This is a genomic window from Mesorhizobium sp. CO1-1-8 (assembly GCF_020164875.1).
In the GTDB taxonomy this organism is placed as follows: Bacteria; Pseudomonadota; Alphaproteobacteria; order Rhizobiales; family Rhizobiaceae; genus Mesorhizobium.
The window spans coordinates 242,891-262,861 of the sequence record NZ_JAIUGZ010000009.1 but is presented as its reverse complement, the minus strand read 5'-3'; the positions used below and the strand labels follow the sequence as shown (position 1 = coordinate 262,861).

The following is a 19,971-nucleotide window of genomic DNA, read 5'->3' as shown; positions in this document are numbered from 1 at the left end:
CACGCTTTCACCCTCCCCCTTGTGGGGAGGGTCGGCGAGGCGGCGTTGCGGAGCAAAACCGGCGAGACGGGGTGGGGGTGGCAACATCTCCACACACCAGGACCTTGATATGCTAGACAACCTCCACCCCGCTCACGTCGTTCGCGACCCTCCCCACAAGGGGGAGGGTAAGGCGGCTCCACGCCTGACGCTGTCCGGCATCTCCAAGAGCTTTCCCGGCGTGCGCGCGCTGCACGATGTCAGCCTGTCGCTCTATCCAGGGCAGGTGACGGCGTTGATCGGCGAAAATGGCGCCGGCAAGTCGACGCTGGTCAAGATCATGACCGGCATCTACCAGCCCGACGGGGGCACCATCAGCATCGACGGCCAGGCCATCACCCTGCCCAGTGCGCATGCCGCCTTCGGCCATGGCGTCACGGCCATCCACCAGGAAACCGTGCTGTTCGACGATTTGACAGTTGCCGAAAACATCTTTCTCGGCCACGCGCCCCGCACGCGTTTCGGCACCATCGACTGGCGCACGATGCGCAAGAATGCGCGCGAAGTGCTCGATACCATGCATGCCGGCCATATCGACGCCGACGCGCGGTTGAAGGACCTCGGCATCGCCAACAAGCATCTGGTCGCCGTTGCGCGCGCCATGTCGATCGACGCGCAGATCGTCATCATGGACGAGCCGACCGCCGCGCTTTCGATGAAAGAGATCGAGGAGCTCTTTTTGCTGATCGAGTTCCTGAAGAGCGATGGCAAGGCGATCCTGTTCATCAGCCACAAGTTCGACGAGATCTACCGTATCGCCGACCGCTACACGGTGTTCCGCGATGGCGAGATGGTCGGCGAAGGCCTGATCAGGGACGCCGGCCAGAGCCAGATCGTGCGCCTGATGGTTGGCCGCGCGGTCGATCACATCTTCCCGCAGCGCAAGGCCGAGATCGGCGCGCCGGTGCTCTCCGTTTCCGGCCTGTCGCACCCCACCGAATTCAACGACATCGGCTTCGAACTGCACAAGGGCGAGATCCTCGGCTTCTACGGCCTTGTCGGCGCCGGCCGCAGCGAGGTGATGCAGGCGATATCGGGCATCACCCGCACATCAGCCGGCACGATCACGCTGGAAGGCAAGACGCTCGCGCCGAAATCGGCTGCGGATTCGATCGATGCCGGCATCGTCTACGTGCCCGAAGAACGCGGCAAGCAGGGCGTTGTGATCGGCCTGCCGATCTTCCAGAACGTCTCGCTGCCTTCGCTCAAGCGCACCTCGAAGTCCGGCCTGCTGCGGCTGTCGGAGGAGTTCGATCTGGCCCGCTCCTACACCGAGCGGCTCGACCTCAGGGCCTCCTCTCTCAGCCAGGACGTCGGCACGCTGTCGGGCGGCAACCAGCAGAAGATCGTCATCGCCAAATGGCTGGCGACGTCGCCCAAGGTGATCATCCTCGACGAGCCGACCAAGGGCATCGACATCGGCTCGAAGGCCGCCGTGCACGGCTTCATGGCCGAGTTGGTGGCACAAGGCCTGTCGGTGATCATGGTGTCGTCCGAGTTGCCCGAAATCCTCGGCATGTCCGACCGCGTCGTAGTCATGCGCGAGGGGCTTGTCGCGGCGGTCTACGACAACAAGGGGCTGGACGCCGAGACGCTGGTTCGGACGGCAGCGGGGATCGTGGCATGAAAGCTTTCCTCAAATACCGTGAAATCTGGCTGTTCGCGGCCATCGTCGTGCTGATCGGCCTGATCTCGACGCGCTTCCCGGCCTTTGCCGACCCCGGCAATCTGCGTCAGGTGTTCAACGACACCTCGATCCTGATGATCCTGGCGCTTGGCCAGATGGCGGTCATCCTGACACGGTCGATCGACCTGTCGATGGCGTCCAACCTCTGCTTCACCGGCATGGTGGTGGCGATGCTGAACGCCGCGCATCCGGCAATCCCGATCCCGCTGCTGATCGTCATCGCGCTGGCCGTAGGACTGATGCTCGGCGCCATCAACGGCCTGCTGGTCTGGCGGCTGAACATCCCCTCGATCGTGGTGACTTTGGGAACGCTGACCATCTATCGCGGCGCCACCTTCGTGCTGTCCGGCGGCGCCTGGGTCAATGCCGACAAGATGAGCCCGGACTTTATCGGCTTTCAGCGCGCGGCCTTCCTTGGCATTCCTGTGCTGTCCTGGATCGCCATCCTGGTCATCGCGCTGTTCTTTGTCCTGATGACGCGCACCGCGCTCGGCCGCTCGATCTATGCCATCGGCGTCAATCCGACGGCGTCGGTCTATGCCGGCATCGATGTCGGCCGGACGAAATTCATCGTCTTCTGCATCTCCGGCATGATCGGCGGCCTATCAGGCTATCTCTGGATCTCGCGCTATGTGATCGCGTCGGTCGAGGTCGCCAATGGCTATGAGCTCAACATCATTGCCGCCTGCGTCATCGGCGGCATCTCGATCGCCGGCGGCATCGGCTCGGTCGGCGGCGCGGTGCTCGGCGCACTGTTCCTCGGCATCATCTCCAACGCGCTTCCGGTCATCAACATCTCGCCCTTCTGGCAGATGGCGATTTCGGGCAGCGCCATCATTCTGGCCGTCGTCCTCAACGCGCGCGGCGAACGCCAGCAAGGCCGCATCATCCTCAGAAAGGTGGAGGCGGCGACATGACCGACATCCCTGCCCCGCGCCACATTCCCGACCGGCTCGACAAGCCGCTGCGTTCCGCGATCTTTTCCTGGGAAGCGCTGCTGGTCGTGGTGGCTGTCGCCATCTTCGCCATCAACAGCTTCGCGTCACCCTATTTCCTCGACCCCTACTCGCTGTCCGATCTCACCTTCAATTTCACCGAGAAGGGCCTGATCGCCTTTGCCATGGCGCTGCTGATCATTTCAGGCGAGATCGACCTGTCGGTGGCCGCCATCATCGCGCTGGCGTCGACCATGATGGGCATGGCGGTGCAGGCCGGCGCAGGCACGCCGGCGCTGGTGGTGATCGGCATCGTGGTCGGGCTCGGCTGCGGCGCCTTCAACGGTCTGCTGGTGACAAGGCTCGGCCTGCCTTCCATCGTCGTCACCATCGGCACAATGAGCCTGTTTCGCGGCATCGCCTTCATCATCCTCGGCGACCAGGCCTACAAAGGCTATCCCTCAAGCTTCGCCTTCTTCGGCCAGGGCTATGTCTGGTGGGTGGTGTCGTTCGAGCTGGTGCTCTTCCTGATCGCGGCCGTCGTCTACTGGTTCTTGCTGCACCGTACGAGTTTCGGCCGACGCGTCTTCGCCATCGGCAACAATCCTGTCGCTGCACAATTTTCCGGCGTGCGCGTCGGCCGCACCAAGTTCATCCTGTTCTGCCTGACCGGGCTGATGTCGGGCATCGCCTCGGTGCTGATCACCTCGCGGCTCGGTTCGACGCGGCCCTCGATCGCGCAGGGCTACGAGCTGGAAGTCATCACCATGGTGGTGCTCGGCGGCGTCAGCATCCTCGGTGGCGCCGGCAGCATTCTTGGGGTCGTGCTTGCAGCGTTCATCATGGGACTGGTGACCTTCGGACTTGGCCTGCTCAACGTGCCCGGCATCGTCATGTCGATCTTCATCGGCCTGCTGCTGATCATCGTCATTGCCTTGCCGATCGTCTGGCGGCGGCTCCGCGGAGGGCGTTGATGGCGCAGAAATACGCATTCAAGATGAAGCTCAAGCCCGGCATGAAGGCCGAGTACAAGAAGCGCCATGACGAGATCTGGCCGTCACTGGTCACGCTGCTGAAGCAGGCCGGCGTCTCCGATTATTCCATCCATCTCGACGAGGAGACCAATATCCTGTTCGGTGTGCTGTGGCGGCGAGACGACCACGGCATGGACGAATTGCCCGGGCATTCGGTGATGCAGCGCTGGTGGGCTGAAATGGCCGACATCATGGAGACCAGGCCGGACAACGAGCCGGTGGCCGTGCCGCTGGAAACAATGTTCCACATGGCATGAGTGCGATGCGCCATATCGCCGTCATCGACATCGGCAAGACCAACGCCAAGGTGGCGCTGGTCGACCTCGCTACGTTGAGCGAGGTGGCGCTGCGCCGCACGTCCAATGCGCCGGTGCGACAGGCTCCCTACCCGCACCACGATGTCGAGGCCTTGTGGGCATTCATCCTCGAAAGCCTTGCCGGCCTCAACCGCGAACAGCGCATCGACGCCATTTCGATCACCACCCACGGCGCGACGGGCGTGCTGGTCGACGCGGCGGGTGAACTGGTGCTGCCGGTGCTCGACTATGAATTCGATGGCCCCGACAGGCTGGCCGTGGATTATGACGCCATCCGCCCGCCCTTTTCCGAGACCGGCACGCCGCGACTGCCGCTCGGCCTCAATCTCGGAGCGCAATTTTTCTGGCAGCAGAAAAGCTTCCCGGCGGAATTCGCCAGGGCTGCCGCGATGCTGATGTACCCGCAATACTGGGCCTTGCGCCTGACCGGCATCGCCGCCAACGAGGTCACTTCGCTCGGCTGCCACACCGATCTGTGGAACCCGTGGACGGCGGATTTTTCATCGTTGGTCGACCGCCTGGAATGGCGCGGCATGATGGCGCCGGTGCGGCCGGCCAGGGATCGTCTCGGCCCTATCCTGCCCATCGTTGCGGTGCGAACCGGACTGGATCCGCAAACGCCGGTGTTCTGTGGCCTGCATGATTCCAACGCCTCGCTGCTGCCGCATCTGCTGTCCGACAAGCCGCCTTTCTCCGTCGTCTCGACCGGTACCTGGGTGGTGTCGATGGCGGTCGGCGGCAAACAGATTGCTCTGGATGCAGCGCGCGACACGCTGGTCAATGTCAATGCACTCGGCAATCCCGTTCCCTCGGCGCGCTTCATGGGCGGCCGCGAGTTTTCCGTGCTGACAAAGGACCAGCCGGAGCAGTGGACCGAGGATGATGTCGGCGCCGTGCTGGCGCGAAAGATGCTGCTGCTGCCATCGACCCAGCAAGGCTCGGGGCCGTTCCCGCGCCATGCCGCGGCATGGCTCAACGCCTTCGACTTGAACAGCGGCCAGCGCTTTGCCGCCATCTCTTTCTATCTGGCGCTGATGACGGCGACCTGCCTCGACCTGATCGGCGCCGATGGCCCGACCACGGTCGAAGGGCCCTTTGCCCGCAACCGGCTGTTTGTCGGCATGCTGGCGGCAGCCACGGCGCGCGCCGTCGTTGCGTCCGAGGCCGCGACCGGCACCAGCATCGGCGCCGCACTGCTGGCATCCGATCAGCCGTCGACGCACGGCAAGGGCGAAAGAATAGAACCGCCTGTAGACCCGACCTGGGTCGACTATGTCAGCGCATGGCGCGCGGCAGTGGAAGTGGAAGGGCTGATTACAAGATCCGCTTGCCGAAAGCCGACATGACAAAATTGACCGCGTCGGTGCCGATCCGTGGCTCCAGATCAGCGGTCAGACCCGACACATCCATCGACAGCAGCCCGCCGGAAAGCGCGATCGCCTCCATCGCCTGATGCGTCTCGCGCACGGTCAGCCCACCGGAGCCCGCAGCCCAGCCGGCGAATTCGGTTGCGGTCGGCGAGTAGCTGACATGAAAGCCTTGCGTACCAGAGGTGGCGATGCGGATCGCTTCATGCATCAGGTCGCGCATGCCCATGGCGTCGATGTCGGTCATGGTGAAGGCCGCAACGCGCGAATCCTTCAGCACGCGTGCTTCGGCCGGGTCGGCGTGGCGCAGGCCGACGATGACGACATTTTCCGGCGACAGCTGCGGCTGCAGCGCACCCGCCTTGTGGTCGAGGCCGAGAGTGCGCGCCAGCACCGAGCCTTCAGGCAGGTCGATCCCCTCCTCGTCCTCGGGCATCAGGGCGGCGATGGAATCGATCCAGATCAGGCCGAAGGAATGCGTCGCGCGTGCCGTTGCGGTCAGCGCCTTGTGCGCGATGCGACGGTCGGCGCCTGCGATGAGCCGGACCAGCCCCGATGGCGGCCGCTCGACATCGGCAAGTTCTACCACGTCGAAGTTCATCGCCTCCAGCCGTGCGCCTGTGCCTTCCCGGGCCAGGATGCCGGCAGCCCCCTGCTCGGCCGTGATCTGCACCATTTTGCGGCCGGAAAAGTCCTCGACGTCATGCATCGGGGCCTTCTCGACATATTCCGAAGTCATCGCCAGCAGCATGGCGCCATAGCTCATGCGGAAGGCGACGCGGTCGCCGACGGCCGGCGGCGGATCGGCGTCGGCGACATCGAGCAGCAGATGGTCGCTGGAGGCGCCGAGCACCCGCACCCCCTTCGCGATCGGCGTCAGCCCCTCGACCAGCACGTCCTCACGGCCGATATTGGCGATGGCGCGCAGCCTGTCGCCCTCATCGGGGAAGACCGGCTGGTTGCCGAAGGCGTCGTAGCCGGATTGGCCGATCGGCCGTGACGGCTTGAGCTTGACCTCGATGATGTCGCTGGTCAGCCGGCAGGCATCGGGTTCGAGCTCGGCCCACGGCGTGTCGCGGAAGGTCTCGACACCGCCCTGCAGGATCGCTTCGCCGACCCGCAGATTGTTGATGCCGGCCGGCAGTCTGCCTTCGAGCAGCAGCGGCAGCGACGACGAGGCGCCGCCGGAAATCACGTCGAGGCTTTTGCCGGACAGACGCTCGGTCTTGTAGGCATGGGCGACGAGCTGGCCGAGATTTTCCGGCGTCGGCATGATGGCGCCGAAGCAGCCGAGATTGGTGCCGATACCGGCAATGCGCACGCCCTTGAACTGCAGTATCTGTTCGACCGTCGGAATAAGGTCGTTTGGCCAGATGCCTTCGCGCAGATCGCCGAGATCGATCATCAGCATGATGTCGTGGACGCGGCCCATGCGCTCGGCAATGCGCGAAATTTCGCGGATGGTGGCGAGCTCCGATTGCAGGCTGATGTCGACGGTGCGCACCACCTCCTCGACCCGCGCCATCGGCGGGCTGCGCAACAGCATGATCGGCGCGTTGATGCCGCTGTCGCGCAGCCGGCGGATGTTCTCGAAGCGCGATTCGGCGATGCCGGCGACGCCGCCGCGCAGCATGGCGCGCGCCACTTGCGGCATGCCGCAAGTGCCCTTGGTGACGCCGAACACCTTGATGCCCGAGAGCGCGCAGCGCTCGACGATGGTGCGCGCATTGCGCTCGATGCGGCCAAGGTCGATGGCGACTTGCGGTCCCGACATCTCTAGCCCCCGTAAACCAGCCCCTGCGGGTCGATCTCCGGCTTGCGGCCGGCAACAAGATCGGCAAGGAATTTGCCGGAGCCGCAGGCCATGGTCCAGCCGACATGGCCGTGGCCGGTGTCGAGATAGAGATTCTCATAGCGCGCCTGGCCGATGACCGGCACCGAGTTCGGCATCATCGGCCGCAGGCCTGCCCACAGCTCGGCCTTGTTCTCGTCGAAGGCACCGGGGAACAGATCCTTGCCGGTCCTGAACATGGCGGCGAAGTCGCTTGGCTTGTGGCTGCGGTCGAAGCCGGTGAATTCGGCGGTCGAGGCGAGCCGCAGCCGGTTGCCAAGCCTGGAATAGGCGATCAGTTGGTCCTCGTCGGCACCGCCCATGGTCGGGCCTTTGCTCTCGTCCTCCAAAGGAAGCGTCGCGGTATAACCCTTCACAGGATAGACTGGCAGATCGATGCCGTAGCGGCGGCCGAGCAAGCCGCTTTCCGGCCCCATCGAGATGACTACGGCATCACCAGTGACCGGTCCGGCCGAAGTCATCACCGCGCGCACCCGGCCGCCTTCGATGTCGAGACCCTCGACCGTCGTGCCATAGAGAAATTTTACGCCGAGCTTTTCGGCAGCGTACGCGGCAAGCTTTTCCACGAACTGCCGGGAATCGCCGGTCTGGTCGATCGGCGAATAGACGCCGCCGGCGATCTTTTCCTTCACCCCGGCAAGACCGGGTTCAAGCTCGACCAGCCGCTCGCGGCCGACGATCTCGATCGGCAGGCCGTGCTCGGCCAGATAGCGATAATTGTCGGTGCCGGTGTCGAGACTGTGCTGCGAGCGGAAGAAATAGAGGATGCCCTTCTTGCGCTCGTCATAATGAATGCCTGAAACGGCGGAGATGGCGTTGATGCAGTCGCGCGAATAAAGCGCCAGGCGCAGCTTGACCCGGCTGTTGGCGCGCAGACGCTCTTTCGTGCATTGGCGCAGGAAGCGCAGGCTCCAGGTGAGGAAATAAGGATCGAAGCGCAGCCTGACCTTGATACCGAGATCATGGTTGTAAAGCGCGCGAAGGAATGTCTTCAGCGCCGCCGGCGAAGCCCAGGCGGTGGCGTCTCCAGGCGAGACGAGGCCGGCATTCGACCGGCTGGTGCCGCGCGCCGGTGCCGGATGTCGCTCGATCACGGTGACCTCGTGGCCGTCGCTGGCCAGATAATAGGCGGCCGCCGTACCGACGACACCGGCCCCGAGTACCGTTATCTTCATGCCATCCCCCAAAAGCTCCTCGCGGCGCAGCGCCTCCACGCCGTGCCGCGAATGCCTTCAATAGCGCTTCGCTGCCCGCCTTGCGAGCCCTTGGGAGAACCCGGCTCAGCCGCGCGCGGAGTTCTTGCCGGTCAGGATGCGCTCCCAGGCGAGCGCGTCGGCGACGATCTGGTCGAGATCGTCGCGTTGCGGGGTCCAGCCGAGTTCGGCGCGTGCGAGATCCGAATTGGCGACAACCGCCGCGGCATCGCCAGGTCGACGGTCGCCCATCTTCACCTCGAAATCATGGCCGAAGGCGCGGCGCACGCTGTCGATGACCTCGAGCACCGAGTAGCCATGGCTGTAGCCGCAATTGGCGATGAGGCTTTGTCCGCCGGCGCGCAACCGCTGCAGGGCAAGGCGATGTGCCGCCGCCAGGTCGCTGACATGGATGTAGTCGCGCATGCAGGTGCCGTCCGGCGTCGGATAATCGGTGCCGAACACCTGCATGAACGGCCGCTTGCCGAGTGCCGTCTCGCAGGCGACCTTGATCAGATGGGTGGCGCCAGGCGTCGACTGGCCGGTGCGGCCCTTCGGGTCGGCTCCGGCGACGTTGAAGTAGCGCAGCGCGGTATAGCGCAGGCCATGCGCGATCGACGCGTCGCGCAGCATCCACTCGCTCATCAGCTTGGACAGGCCATAGGGTGATTCCGGCGATAGACGGGCGTCCTCGCGCACCGGCTCCAGCCCGGCGCCGCCATAGACGGCGGCAGTCGATGAAAAGATGAAATTGGGCACGCCTTCGCGCACCGCGGTTTCGATCAGCGTGCGCGTCTTCGAGGTGTTGTTCTCATAGTAGCTGAGCGGGTCGGCGACCGATTCCGGAACCACGATCGAGCCGGCAAAATGAATGATCGCGTCGACATTGTTCTCCCTGATGACCCCGCCGACCAATTCCCTGTCGGCGACATCGCCCACCACCAGCCTTGCCTCCGGCGCCACCGCCCATTCGAAACCGGTGGAAAGGCGATCGAGGACGACCACACTCTCGCCGGCATCAAGCAACTCCCAGACCATATGGCTGCCGATGTAACCGGCGCCGCCTGTAACCAAAACCGTCATCCGCGTCCTCGCTTATCCAAGATTTATCGGAAACTGTCTCAACCCCGCTCTACTGGAAAGCCCGCCTCATGACTATTGGAACCCGTGGTAACCGGCATCGCCGGCTAGTGGCATCGTCCTGAAACAAAGTTGATCCACATCAAGGGAATAGGCCACGATCCGTGATCGTTAGGAACAGGTCCGGGGCGTGGCATTTTGACCAAAAAGGCCAGGTGGACGATCAACAGGCCAATGATTATGATCCCGCGCAAAATTGGGAAGTCGACATGAACTATCAGCGGTTCTTCGAGGAAGCGATCGACCAGCTCCATGCCGAGCGTCGCTACCGCGTTTTCGCCGACCTCGAGCGGATCGCGGGCAAGTTTCCGCGCGCCATCTGGCGTTCCAATGGCCGCGCCGAGGAAATCACCGTCTGGTGCTCCAACGACTATCTTGGCATGGGCCAGCATCCCGACGTCATCGCCGCGTTCCAGAATACCGCTGGCAAGATGGGTTCGGGCGCCGGCGGCACCCGCAACATTTCCGGCACCTCGAACCCGCTGGTCGAGCTCGAGGTGGAGCTTGCCGACCTGCACGACAAGGAAGCGGCACTCGTCTTCACCTCCGGCTTTGTCTCCAATGAAGCCTCGATCTCGACCATCGCGAAGCTTTTGCCCAACTGCCTGATCATCTCGGACGAATTGAACCACGCCTCGATGATCGAAGGCGTGCGGCGTTCCGGTGCGGAAAAGAAGATCTTCCGCCACAATGACGTCGCGCATCTGGAAAGCCTTTTGCAGGCGGCGGGGCGCGAACGCGCCAAGCTGATCGTCTTCGAAAGCGTCTATTCGATGGATGGCGACATCGCGCCGATCAGAGAGATCGTCGAGCTCGCCGAGCGCTACAACGCCATGACCTATATCGACGAGGTCCATGCCGTCGGCATGTACGGGCAGCGCGGCGGCGGCATCACCGAGCGCGAAGGCCTGGCCGACCGCATCGACATCATCGAAGGGACGCTCGCCAAGGCGTTCGGCACGCTGGGCGGCTACATCACCGGCACCAGCGCTGTGATCGACGCCGTGCGCTCCTATGCGCCTGGCTTCATCTTCACCACGGCACTGCCGCCGGCGATCGCGGCCGCCGCGACCGCGTCGATCCGCCATCTCAAGCGCTCGCAGGCCGAGCGTGACGCCCAGCAGCAGCAGGCGACACGAACCAAGCAGATCCTGTCGGCCGCCGGCCTGCCGGTGATGGACTCGCCAACGCACATCGTGCCGCTGCTGGTCGGCGATCCGGAGGCCTGCAAGATGGCCAGCGACCGCCTGCTTGGCGTGCACGGCATCTACATCCAGCCGATCAACTACCCGACCGTGCCGCGCGGCACCGAGCGGCTGCGCATCACGCCGACGCCGTTCCATTCCGATGCACTGATCGCCGAATTGCAGGACGCGCTGGTCGAGACCTGGGATGCGCTCGGCATCCCCTATGGCTCCGCCGGCCGGCCTTCGGTGGCCAAGAGCGACCGCATCATTCCCCTGCTGGTGCCCAAGTCAGGCGGTTGAAGCCCGTTTGAAATGCTGCTCCGGCGGCCATCTGGCTCGCCGGAGCGATTTCAATCCGCGCTTCGTCGGCGGCTCAAATAGCCTTCATCCAATTTGCCAGCCGGTGTGCCGCTTCCTCGACCTGGTCGAGGCGGCGGTGGAAACACAACCGCAAAAACGCTTCGCCGCCGGGCCCGAAAGCGGTGCCTGGCGCCAGGCCGACATTGGCCTTGTCGACAATGTCGAAGGCGGCCGTGCGTGAATCGGTGAGGCCGTCGACAGTGAAAAACAGATAGAACGCGCCCTGCGGCACGGTGAACCGGGCGCGGCCGGTGGCGCCGAGGATGCCGCAGACCAGATCGCGCGCCTTGCGCGCCCGCTCGACCTGTTCGGCAACGAAGCCATCGCCCCCGTCAAGGGCGGCAGCCGCGCCGCGCTGCATGAACTGTGCAACGCCGGAATTCGAATATTGGATCAGGTTCTCGAACACCTGCTGCAAGCTCGGATGCGTCTTGATCCAGCCGACGCGCCAGCCGGTCATCGCCCAGTTCTTGGAGAATGAGTTGACGTACAGGATGCGGTCTTCCGCCGACGCGATGTCGAGGAAGGACGGCGCGCGGCCGTGGCCATAGTGGAAAAGCGAATAGATCTCGTCGGCGATGATCCAGAGGTTTTTCGCGCGCGCCAGATCGAGGATGGCCTGCAAGGTCTCATGATCGGCGGTCCAGCCGGTCGGGTTCGACGGCGTGTTGATGAACAGCGCCTTTGTGCGCGGCGTGATCGAAGCCGCGATCTTCTCGACGTCGCAGGACCAGCCATTGCCGGAATGATCGAGCGTGACCGCGACTGGAACGGCTCCCGCTATCCCTGCTGCGGCATCGAAATTCGGCCAGGCCGGCGACAGATAGACAACCTCGTCGCCGGCACCGGCGAGCGCGTCGAGCGCCAGCTGGATGGCATGCATGCCGGAGCCGGTGACGATGAATTCTTCCTCCGGGAAGGTCCTGCCGAAATGCCTGGCATAGTAGCGGGAGAGCGCCTGCCTGAGATCGGGGATGCCCCTTTGCCAGGTGTAGAATGTCTCGCCGCCGGCCAGCGCCTTCGACGCGGCATCGGTGATGAAGGCTGGCGTCGGCAGGTCGCCCTCGCCGGCCCAGAGCGGAATCATGCCTTCGCGCAGGCGGCCGTAATTGACGACGGCGACAATGCCGCTTTCGGGTGCCGCACGAGCCTCAGGGCGCAAGCTGTCGATCAGGGTCATGGCGGATCCGTTTGGTCTGCGGTTTTCGTCAGCGGTCCATACCAGATGCGAAAACAGAAAACCCCGGCCGCGAACGACCGGGGTTTTGGTCCAGCAAATGCTGCCCCTGGTCAGCGCCTGGCGAGCAGGTCGCGAATTTCGGTGAGCAGCGCGACGTCGGCTGGCGGCGGAGCGGCAGGTGCTGCCGGCTTCTCGCGCTCAAGCCGCTTGCGCATGTTGTTCACCGCCTTGACCATCAGGAAGATGATGAAAGCAAGGATGAGGAAATTCAGCGCCACGGTGATGAAGCTGCCATAAGCGAAAACAGCGCCTTGCTTTTTGGCGTCGGCCAGCGAGGTCGCGTTGACGGCCGAGGACAATCCAAAGAAGTAGTTGTTGAAGTCCAACCCGCCGAAAATCGCACCGACGATCGGCATGATGATGTCGTTGACAAGGGAATCGACGATCTTGCTGAAGGCCGCGCCGATGATGACGCCGACCGCAAGGTCCATCACATTACCCTTGGAAATGAATTCCTGGAATTCTTTCAGCATTCGACCCTCCTTGTCGTGACTGGCCGAACTGCCGTTTCCGTCCTTGCGGCATCGACCCTAGGGCAACATAACAAAAACCTGCTGACGCAACATCGATAAAAAGGAGAAAGCGACCGGTTTCTCTTTACCGGGATCCGGCTATGTTGCCCGCCAAGACCCCGATTCAGTTGTTCGAGACCCACGGCTCGGCAGGACCAGCGTTGAATTTCTGGCAATCATAGGCGTTTTCGCCTATAATGTTCTCATGACCATGCTCGAAACCATCAGCATTGATGTTTATCCGTGGGCGGCTCCAACAGAGGAGCAGCGCGCTTGGTTCGATGCGCTTTCGCCCGATGAGAAGCGGAAAACGATTCTGGCGGCGATCAACTAAGGTTTTGAGAGTCTCGTCAGCAAAAAATCGATCGATGACATTATTCGGGAAGCGCGTGCCGAACTTCCGCATGCGTCATAGGATAACGCATCGCGCCGAACGCGATCTAAAAGACATTTACCGCCACACCTTCGAAAACTTCGGCCACACTCAGGCCGAAAAATACCTGCGCGAACTCGACGCGGTGTTGAGTTGCTCGGCGATTACCCGAATATGGGCAGGCTCTATGAAGGCAGGACCCATCAGTTCGTCCATGGCAAGCATATCATCCTCTATCGTATGGGTTTGGAGGAGATCATTATCGGCCGCATTTTTCACGGCGCTCAGCGGCGATCTTCACCATAACGACATCGACACCGACGCGCCGACCTGAGAACCGTCCTATGCAGCTCTGCAATGGACTCGGACGCCAAGCTGTGGTTGCGTCCGGGCAAGCCGGATAAAAAGGCGGCAGAGGAGGAAAGTCCAAGCGTGCAGGGCTTGTTCATCGTCATCATCGCGGTCGCCTATGTGACGCTGCTGTTTGCCATCGCCAGCCTCGGCGACCGCCGCTCGGCCATTTCAGAGCCAGGCCGGGGGCGACCTTTCATCTATGCGCTTAGCCTCGCGATCTACTGCACATCCTGGACTTTCTTCGGCTCGGTCGGCCTCTCTTCCGAACGCGGCCTCGAATTCCTCGGCATCTATACGGGCCCGGTGCTCGTCTTCGTGTTCGGCTTCCCGCTGCTCAACCGCATCGTGCGGCTGGCCAAGACCGAGAAGATCACCTCAATCGCGGATTTTCTCGGCGCGCGCTACGGCAAGAGTTTCACCGTCGCAGCGATCGCCACGCTGATCGCCACCATCGGCGCGGTGCCCTATATCGCGCTGCAGCTGAAGGCGATTTCCGGCTCGGTCAGCCTGATGGTCGAGCACTATACGGGATCGCCGCCGTCCTTCGATCCCTTCGTCAGCGACATCTCGCTGGTCGTCGCCATGCTGCTGGCGCTGTTTGCGGTGCTGTTCGGCACACGCCACGCCGACGCCACCGAGCACCAGGACGGGCTGGTGCTGGCGGTGGCGGTCGAAACCGTGGTCAAGCTCGCCGCCTTCCTGGCGATCGGCCTGATGGTCACCTTCCTGATCTTCGGCGGCCCGGGCGACATGTTCGACAAGCTCGCTGAGAACGCGCAGGTCCGGCAGGCGATGAGCTACAACACCTCGCTCGCCACCTGGCTGGTGCTGACTTGCCTGAGCGGCTTTGCCATCATCATGCTGCCGCGGCAGTTCTACGTCACCATCGTCGAGAACCGTGGCGAGGCCGAACTGCGCACCGCGACATGGGTGTTTCCGCTCTACCTCGTGGCGATCAACCTGTTCGTGCTGCCGATCGCCTTCGCCGGCCTTTCGCTGGTCGGCACCGGAACCAGCAGCGATCTCTACGTGCTGTCGCTGCCCCTGTTCAGCGGCCATGATTTGCTGGCGATGGCGGCTTTCATCGGTGGCCTGTCGGCGGCGACGGCGATGGTGATCGTCGAAAGCGTGGCGCTGTCGATCATGATCTCCAACGACCTCGTCATTCCGCTGTTCGTGCGCCGCCTGCTCAAGACCTCGACCTCCGAGACCGAGGACTGGTCGACGCTGATCCTCAATGTGCGGCGCGGGGCGATCTTCATCCTCTTGTTCATCGCCTTCCTCTATTACCGCGAGAGCACCGACAGCGCGCGCCTGTCGTCGATCGGCCTGATGTCGTTCGCGGCCATCGCCCAGTTCGCCCCCGCCCTGATCGGCGGGCTGATCTGGCGCGGCGCCAACGGCCGGGGTGCTGCACTTGGCATGGTCGCCGGCATCCTCGTCTGGGGTTATACGCTGCTGTTTCCATCGCTTGCCGCACCCGATACCGGCATCATCGTGCACGGGTTGTTCGGCTTCGAGGCGCTGCGGCCGCAGGCATTGTTCGGCACCGTCGCCGAACCGCTGAACCACGGCGTGCTGTGGAGCCTGTCGATCAACGCGGTGTTCTTCGTGCTCGGTTCGCTGTCGCGCGCATCGGTGCCGCTGGAACGCATCCAGGCGTCGATCTTCGTGCCGCGCGATGCCGGCCCGATGCCAAGCCTGCGCCGCTTCCGCACCGCCATCACCGTCAACGACCTCAAGGACACGATCGGGCGCTATCTCGGCGTCGAGCGCACCGAGCGCTCCTTCCAGTCTTTCGAAAAGACCAACGGAACCTCGCTGCACGGCAACGAGCAGGCGAGCATGGACGTCATCCGCTTTTCCGAGCAGTTGCTGGCCAGCGCCGTCGGCTCCTCGTCGGCACGGCTGGTCCTGTCGCTGCTGTTTCGGCGCCACGACCGCGAATCCCGAGATGCCTTCCGCTTGCTCGACGACGCCACCGAGGCGCTGCAGCACAACCGCGACCTGTTGCAGATCGCGCTCGACCAGATGGAACAGGGCATCACCGTCTTCGACCGGGATTTCCGCCTGATCTGCTGGAACCGCCAGTACCGGGCGCTGTTCGACCTGCCCGACGAGATGGGCCAGGTCGGCGTCTCGCTCGACCGCATCCTGCGCCATCTCGCCGAGCGCGGCGACATCCCCGCCGATCAGCGTGTGGCCATGCTCAACCGGCTGACCAGTTTCGTCAGTCCATGGCAGATGGAGCTGAAAACCTCGGGCCGCATCCTGGAACTGCGCTCCAACCCAATGCCGGACGGCGGCATCGTCGCCACCTATGCCGACATTTCCGGACGCGTCGAACAGGACCTGGCGCTGAAACGGGCCAACGAATCGCTGGAGCAGCGCGTCAAGACCCGCACCATCGAGTTGACCCGGGTCAACGAGGAGCTGGCGCAGGCGCAGATGCTGGCCGAGGAGGCCAATCTCGGCAAGACGCGCTTCCTCGCCGCCGCCGGCCACGACATCCTGCAGCCGCTGAACGCCGCCCGCCTCTATTGCTCCTCGCTGATCGAGAAGGCCGGCAAGGGGCCTGCCGGCAAGGCGGCCGTGAACATCGAATCCTCGCTGGAATCGGTCGAGACGATTCTCGGCGCCGTGCTCGACATCTCCCGTCTCGATGCCGGCGCCATGAAGCCGGACGATACCGCCTTCGACCTCGACGGATTGCTGCGCCAGATCGGCAACGACTTCCGGCCGCTGGCCGCCGAAAAGAAGCTTGAGCTGACCATCATGCCGTCATCGCTGACGGTGACGACGGACCGCAATTTGCTGCGCCGCCTGATCCAGAATCTCGTCTCCAACGCCATCAAATACACGCGCCACGGCCGCGTGCTGGTTGGCGTCAGGCGGCGCGGCGAACTGGCCGAGATCCAGGTGATCGACACCGGCATCGGCATCGCCGGCGACAAGCTGAACACCGTCTTTCGCGAATTCACCCGGCTCGACGAGGGTGCGCGCGAGGCCGAAGGCCTCGGTCTCGGCCTCTCCATCGTCGACCGCATCGCCCGGGTGTTGCGCCTGGAAATCCGGATCTTTTCCAATCCTGGCAAGGGCACGCGCTTCTCCGTCATCCTGCCCGTGGCGGCCGTGCAGGAACCGCGACGCGAAATCGAAGCCAGGGCTCCTGCCCGCGCGACGGCTTCGCTGGCCGGGCTGCACGTGCTGTGCATCGACAACGACGCCCGCATCCTAGAGGGCATGCGGCTCCTGCTCGAAGGCTGGGGTTGCAACGTCGACACCGTGTCCGGTTCAAAGGATCTGGAGACCGCGATACACCGCCCTGACATCGTCCTTGCCGACTACCATCTCGACGGCGAAACCGGTCTTGAACTCGTTGTCAGGCTGCGCGCGACCCATGGCGACAACCTGCCGGCCGTGCTGGTCACCGCCGACCGCTCCAACGAGGTGCGCACGGCCGCCGGCGGGCTCGAGATCGCGGTGATCAACAAACCGCTCAAACCAGCGGTACTGCGCTCGATGATGGCCAGGGTCAGGCCGCTGGCACCGGCGGCCGAATAGAGGTCAGTTCGCCGGCTGCAGCGGGTCGCTGCCGATCTTGGACAGGAGGATCACTGCCTGGGTCCGGCTGTCGACACCGAGCTTCTGCAGGATGGCGGAGACATGCGCCTTGATGGTGGCCTCGGAGACGCCGAGTTCATAGGCGATCTGCTTGTTGAGCAGGCCCTCGGCCAGCATGCCGAGCACCCGTGTCTGCTGCGGCGTCAAAGTTTGCAGGCGCTTGATAAGGTCCGATATTTCGGGATCGCGCTCAATGCCGAGATCGACGCCGACCGGCGCGGCGATATCGCCGGCAAGCACCGATTGCACGGCGCTGCGGATCTCCTCCATGCTGGCCGATTTGGAGATGAAGCCGGAAGCGCCGAGGTCGAGCGCCCGCCTGATGGTCGCCGGATCGTCATGCGCCGACACCACGACCAGCGGCACCGCCGGATGGATGCCGCGCAGCGAGATCAGGCCGGAGAGGCCGCTGGCGCCCGGCATCGACAGGTCGAGCAGAACCAGATCGACGTCCTCGTTGGCCACGACCAGCGCCTTGGCGCTCTCGAAATCGCCGGCCTCGTGGATGGCGGCGACGTTGCCTATGCCGGCGAGCGCTTCGCGCAGCGCACCGCGAAACAGCGGGTGATCGTCGGCGATGACGAAAGAATAGCCTGCCGGCAAATGTTCCTCCCCGAATCCCCGATGATTTTTTTGGCTTTTTCGGGTTCAATTTGGACGATTATGAGGGGCTGCGCGCTGTTTTCAAGCGGCAAAGCCAGCGCGTCGCCTCCTTTGGTTGAAGCGCTCAGGTCTTCTGCGCGCCGTTGTCCTTGTCCATATCCTTGACGATGCCCATGAAGCCGCGCAGGAAACGCTCCATGTAGCTCATCGTCTTGTTGAAATCCTCCTCGCTCGGCAGTTTCGATTCGAGGCGGGCGGAGAGCGAATTCTCAAGCTTGGTGACGCGCTCGTCCATCGCCTTCATCGAGGTCTGCAGGCGGTCGATCTCATCCTGGAAAGCGGCGCGTTCGTCGGCCGCCATCTTGCAGACGAGCTGGCCCGAACGCTCCTCGCAAATCGACATGGCGCCGGTCTGCGTATCGATACGGACAAAGCCGTTGTCGGACTTTTCCAGCCGGTAGCGGTCGGTTTCTTCCGAGTAAGCTGAAGCCGCGACCAGCGAAACGAGCGCGGCGGGGATCAAGATGTGCTGCAGACGCATGTCGTCCTCCATGGCCAAGGCCTGAAATATCCCATGTTTGCGCCGGAAATAGGGAAGACCCTTGGCTTGGCCTTTCCCGAATGGCCGGTTCGGGCACATTTTGACGCAATTCCCAAGGGAAGCGCTATGCGCTTTTCCCGGGAAAACCGTTTCACACTTTTCCTGGAACTGCTCTATAGCGCAACCATGTCTCAGATTATCTACAAGATAACCCCGCAAGCGCCATGGCACGAGGCCGAAACGCATGGCCGCTTCACCGGCGCGCCGATCGATGCCGCCGACGGCTTCATCCACTTCTCCACGGCAGCGCAGGTCAAGGAAACCGCGGCAAAGCACTTTGCCGGCCAGACAGACCTTTTGCTGGTCGCCATCGACGGCGCCGGTCTGGGCGCTGCCCTGAAATACGAGGTCTCGCGCGGCGGCGCGCTGTTTCCGCATCTTTATGGTCCGCTCAACCTCAAGGCCGTGCTGTGGGTCCGGCCACTGCCGCTTGGCGCAGATGGTGTGCATCAGTTCCCGGCACTGGAGGGGCAATGAGCGTGCTCGACCGGCTTGGCCAGAAGCTGCTGTTCGCCTTCGATCCGGAAACCGCGCATGGCCTATCGATCGCGGCGCTGCGATGCGGACTGCCGGTCGGCGCGCGGACGACGTTCGATGCGCGGCTGAAGGTGACGGTCTGCGGGCTCGAGTTTCCGAACCCGCTCGGCATGGCTGCGGGCTACGACAAGAACGCCGAAGTGCCCGACGCTTTGCTTGGCCTTGGTTTCGGCTTTGCCGAGGTTGGCACGATCACGCCGCTGGCGCAGGCCGGCAATCCGAAGCCGCGTATCTTCCGGCTGACGGCCGATGATGCGGTGATCAACCGATTGGGCTTCAACAATGAAGGCCATGCAGCAGCGGAAAAACGCCTTGCCGGGCGCAAGGGGCGCTCCGGCATCGTCGGCGTCAACATCGGCGCCAACAAGGACAGCAGCGACCGCATCGGCGACTATGAGCACGGCGTCGCCCGGTTTGCGCAATACGCCAGCTATCTCACCGTCAACATCTCCTCGCCCAACACGCCGGGCCTGCGCAACATGCAGGCGCGCGAACAGCTCGGCGAACTTTTGTCGCGTGTCATGGCCGCGCGCGCCACGGCATCAGCCCAGCCGCCGGTCTTCCTGAAGATCGCGCCGGATCTGGTCGAAGCCGAGCTGGAAGACATCGCCGCCGAGGTCACCGAGAAGCGGATCGACGGCGTCATCGTCTCCAACACCACCATATCCCGACCAGCGCTGCGCAGCGGCGACACCGCGCGCGAGACCGGGGGACTCTCCGGCAAGCCGCTGTTCGAACGCTCGACCATCGTGCTGGCAAAGATGCGCAAGCTGCTCGGACCGGACCGCGCCATCATCGGCGTCGGCGGCATTGATTCTACCGAGACGGCACTGGAAAAGATCCGCGCGGGCGCTGATCTGGTGCAGCTCTACACCGGCATGATCTATGCCGGGCCTTCGCTGCCAGGCCGTATTCTTTCCGGGATGGTCCGTTTCGTCGAAAAAGAACGGCTGAAGTCGATTTGCGAGTTGCGCGACAGCCGCCTCGACTTCTGGGCGTCCAGGCAACTCTGAACC

Annotated in this window: 18 protein-coding genes and 1 pseudogene; 12 read left to right on the top strand and 7 right to left on the bottom strand. The window is 63.6% G+C overall.

The genetic code is table 11. From position 1 onward, the window contains the following. Positions 1-109 precede the first annotated feature (109 nt). Genes LB558_RS19720 through LB558_RS19700 form a run of 5 tightly spaced genes read left to right on the top strand, consistent with a single transcriptional unit; the run spans position 110 to position 5,358 of the window. Positions 110-1,666: a sugar ABC transporter ATP-binding protein gene (locus tag LB558_RS19720; RefSeq protein ID WP_224699068.1), complete on the top strand. Its 1,557-nt coding sequence runs from the start codon at positions 110-112 to the stop codon at positions 1,664-1,666. Further along, entirely contained in the window at positions 1,663-2,643 is a 981-nt protein-coding gene (locus LB558_RS19715; protein WP_224699067.1) for an ABC transporter permease, read from the top strand. The genes LB558_RS19720 and LB558_RS19715 overlap by 4 nt, the downstream gene beginning before the upstream one ends. Next, entirely contained in the window at positions 2,640-3,635 is a 996-nt protein-coding gene (locus LB558_RS19710; RefSeq protein WP_224699066.1) for an ABC transporter permease, read from the top strand. The genes LB558_RS19715 and LB558_RS19710 overlap by 4 nt, the downstream gene beginning before the upstream one ends. After that, the gene (gene rhaM, locus LB558_RS19705) at positions 3,635-3,952 is read left to right on the top strand and encodes an L-rhamnose mutarotase (RefSeq protein WP_224699065.1); all 318 of its coding nucleotides are present in this window, start codon (positions 3,635-3,637) and stop codon (positions 3,950-3,952) included. Before LB558_RS19710 ends, rhaM begins: the two co-directional genes overlap by 1 nt. Beyond that, the gene (locus LB558_RS19700) at positions 3,949-5,358 is read left to right on the top strand and encodes an FGGY-family carbohydrate kinase (protein ID WP_224699064.1); all 1,410 of its coding nucleotides are present in this window, start codon (positions 3,949-3,951) and stop codon (positions 5,356-5,358) included. Before rhaM ends, LB558_RS19700 begins: the two co-directional genes overlap by 4 nt. Here LB558_RS19700 and LB558_RS19695 read toward each other — a convergent pair. The 3 genes from LB558_RS19695 to galE all read right to left on the bottom strand — a co-directional run bounded on the left by LB558_RS19695 (position 5,327) and on the right by galE (position 9,507). Next, positions 5,327-7,153, bottom strand: coding sequence for an alanine racemase (locus LB558_RS19695; RefSeq protein WP_224699063.1), 1,827 nt, complete (start codon positions 7,151-7,153; stop codon positions 5,327-5,329). The two genes, LB558_RS19700 and LB558_RS19695, sit on opposite strands and share 32 nt — an antisense overlap. A gap of 2 nt (positions 7,154-7,155) precedes the next feature. Further along, positions 7,156-8,406, bottom strand: coding sequence for a D-amino acid dehydrogenase (locus LB558_RS19690; RefSeq protein WP_224699062.1), 1,251 nt, complete (start codon positions 8,404-8,406; stop codon positions 7,156-7,158). A gap of 105 nt (positions 8,407-8,511) precedes the next feature. Next, on the bottom strand, positions 8,512-9,507 hold the full coding sequence (gene galE, locus LB558_RS19685; protein ID WP_224699061.1) for a UDP-glucose 4-epimerase GalE: 996 nt from the start codon (positions 9,505-9,507) through the stop codon (positions 8,512-8,514). Between the two features lie 266 nt (positions 9,508-9,773). Between galE and hemA the strand changes: the two genes are divergently transcribed. Beyond that, entirely contained in the window at positions 9,774-11,051 is a 1,278-nt protein-coding gene (gene hemA / locus LB558_RS19680; protein ID WP_224699060.1) for a 5-aminolevulinate synthase, read from the top strand. Between the two features lie 73 nt (positions 11,052-11,124). On the opposite strand, the gene LB558_RS19675 is transcribed toward hemA, so the two are convergent. Both LB558_RS19675 and mscL read right to left on the bottom strand, forming a co-directional pair. Beyond that, positions 11,125-12,291, bottom strand: coding sequence for a pyridoxal phosphate-dependent aminotransferase (locus tag LB558_RS19675; RefSeq protein WP_224699059.1), 1,167 nt, complete (start codon positions 12,289-12,291; stop codon positions 11,125-11,127). A gap of 110 nt (positions 12,292-12,401) precedes the next feature. Further along, positions 12,402-12,824, bottom strand: a complete 423-nt coding sequence (gene mscL, locus LB558_RS19670; RefSeq protein ID WP_224699058.1) for a large conductance mechanosensitive channel protein MscL — start codon at positions 12,822-12,824, stop codon at positions 12,402-12,404. A gap of 244 nt (positions 12,825-13,068) precedes the next feature. On the opposite strand from mscL, the gene LB558_RS32925 reads away from it, so the two are divergent. The 4 genes and pseudogenes from LB558_RS32925 (at position 13,069) to LB558_RS19660 (ending at position 17,154) form a co-directional block, all read left to right on the top strand. Continuing rightward, entirely contained in the window at positions 13,069-13,197 is a 129-nt protein-coding gene (locus LB558_RS32925) for a hypothetical protein (RefSeq protein ID WP_263495320.1), read from the top strand. Continuing rightward, positions 13,145-13,372, top strand: a pseudogene (locus tag LB558_RS33220) (type II toxin-antitoxin system RelE/ParE family toxin); the annotation flags it as partial. The gene LB558_RS32925 and the pseudogene LB558_RS33220, both read left to right, overlap by 53 nt. A 38-nt stretch (positions 13,373-13,410) precedes the next feature. Next, on the top strand, positions 13,411-13,542 hold the full coding sequence (locus LB558_RS33215; protein WP_412033482.1) for a hypothetical protein: 132 nt from the start codon (positions 13,411-13,413) through the stop codon (positions 13,540-13,542). A 126-nt stretch (positions 13,543-13,668) separates the two neighbouring features. Further along, positions 13,669-17,154: a NahK/ErcS family hybrid sensor histidine kinase/response regulator gene (locus LB558_RS19660; RefSeq protein ID WP_224699057.1), complete on the top strand. Its 3,486-nt coding sequence runs from the start codon at positions 13,669-13,671 to the stop codon at positions 17,152-17,154. A 3-nt stretch (positions 17,155-17,157) separates the two neighbouring features. Here LB558_RS19660 and LB558_RS19655 read toward each other — a convergent pair whose 3' ends face one another. Together LB558_RS19655 and LB558_RS19650 are read right to left on the bottom strand one after the other, a co-directional pair. Further along, a complete protein-coding gene (locus LB558_RS19655) occupies positions 17,158-17,817 on the bottom strand; it encodes a response regulator transcription factor (RefSeq protein ID WP_224699056.1) in 660 nt (219 codons plus the stop codon). Positions 17,818-17,941: 124 nt separating this feature from the next. Continuing rightward, the gene (locus LB558_RS19650) at positions 17,942-18,358 is read right to left on the bottom strand and encodes a hypothetical protein (RefSeq protein WP_224699055.1); all 417 of its coding nucleotides are present in this window, start codon (positions 18,356-18,358) and stop codon (positions 17,942-17,944) included. A gap of 186 nt (positions 18,359-18,544) precedes the next feature. Here LB558_RS19650 and LB558_RS19645 point away from each other — a divergent pair, with 186 nt between their 5' ends. Then, positions 18,545-18,895: a DUF952 domain-containing protein gene (locus LB558_RS19645; protein ID WP_224699093.1), complete on the top strand. Its 351-nt coding sequence runs from the start codon at positions 18,545-18,547 to the stop codon at positions 18,893-18,895. Continuing rightward, the gene (locus LB558_RS19640) at positions 18,892-19,968 is read left to right on the top strand and encodes a quinone-dependent dihydroorotate dehydrogenase (protein ID WP_224699054.1); all 1,077 of its coding nucleotides are present in this window, start codon (positions 18,892-18,894) and stop codon (positions 19,966-19,968) included. Before LB558_RS19645 ends, LB558_RS19640 begins: the two co-directional genes overlap by 4 nt. The last annotated feature ends 3 nt before the right edge of the window (positions 19,969-19,971 follow it).

Bases quoted from the DNA above. Each gene is read 5' to 3' on its own strand.
- mscL (WP_224699058.1), bottom strand. From the start codon at position 12,824: ATGCTGAAAGAATTCCAGGAATTCATTTCCAAGGGTAATGTGATGGAC.
- LB558_RS19700 (WP_224699064.1), top strand. From the start codon at position 3,949: ATGAGTGCGATGCGCCATATCGCCGTCATCGACATCGGCAAGACCAAC.
- LB558_RS19695 (WP_224699063.1), bottom strand. From the start codon at position 7,153: ATGTCGGGACCGCAAGTCGCCATCGACCTTGGCCGCATCGAGCGCAAT.
- LB558_RS33215 (WP_412033482.1), top strand. From the start codon at position 13,411: ATGGGCAGGCTCTATGAAGGCAGGACCCATCAGTTCGTCCATGGCAAG.
- LB558_RS19650 (WP_224699055.1), bottom strand. From the start codon at position 18,358: ATGCGTCTGCAGCACATCTTGATCCCCGCCGCGCTCGTTTCGCTGGTC.
- LB558_RS19645 (WP_224699093.1), top strand. From the start codon at position 18,545: ATGTCTCAGATTATCTACAAGATAACCCCGCAAGCGCCATGGCACGAG.
- LB558_RS32925 (WP_263495320.1), top strand. From the start codon at position 13,069: ATGACCATGCTCGAAACCATCAGCATTGATGTTTATCCGTGGGCGGCT.
- galE (WP_224699061.1), bottom strand. From the start codon at position 9,507: ATGACGGTTTTGGTTACAGGCGGCGCCGGTTACATCGGCAGCCATATG.
- LB558_RS19690 (WP_224699062.1), bottom strand. From the start codon at position 8,406: ATGAAGATAACGGTACTCGGGGCCGGTGTCGTCGGTACGGCGGCCGCC.
- rhaM (WP_224699065.1), top strand. From the start codon at position 3,635: ATGGCGCAGAAATACGCATTCAAGATGAAGCTCAAGCCCGGCATGAAG.
- hemA (WP_224699060.1), top strand. From the start codon at position 9,774: ATGAACTATCAGCGGTTCTTCGAGGAAGCGATCGACCAGCTCCATGCC.
- LB558_RS19675 (WP_224699059.1), bottom strand. From the start codon at position 12,291: ATGACCCTGATCGACAGCTTGCGCCCTGAGGCTCGTGCGGCACCCGAA.
- LB558_RS19720 (WP_224699068.1), top strand. From the start codon at position 110: ATGCTAGACAACCTCCACCCCGCTCACGTCGTTCGCGACCCTCCCCAC.
- LB558_RS19640 (WP_224699054.1), top strand. From the start codon at position 18,892: ATGAGCGTGCTCGACCGGCTTGGCCAGAAGCTGCTGTTCGCCTTCGAT.
- LB558_RS19710 (WP_224699066.1), top strand. From the start codon at position 2,640: ATGACCGACATCCCTGCCCCGCGCCACATTCCCGACCGGCTCGACAAG.
- LB558_RS19715 (WP_224699067.1), top strand. From the start codon at position 1,663: ATGAAAGCTTTCCTCAAATACCGTGAAATCTGGCTGTTCGCGGCCATC.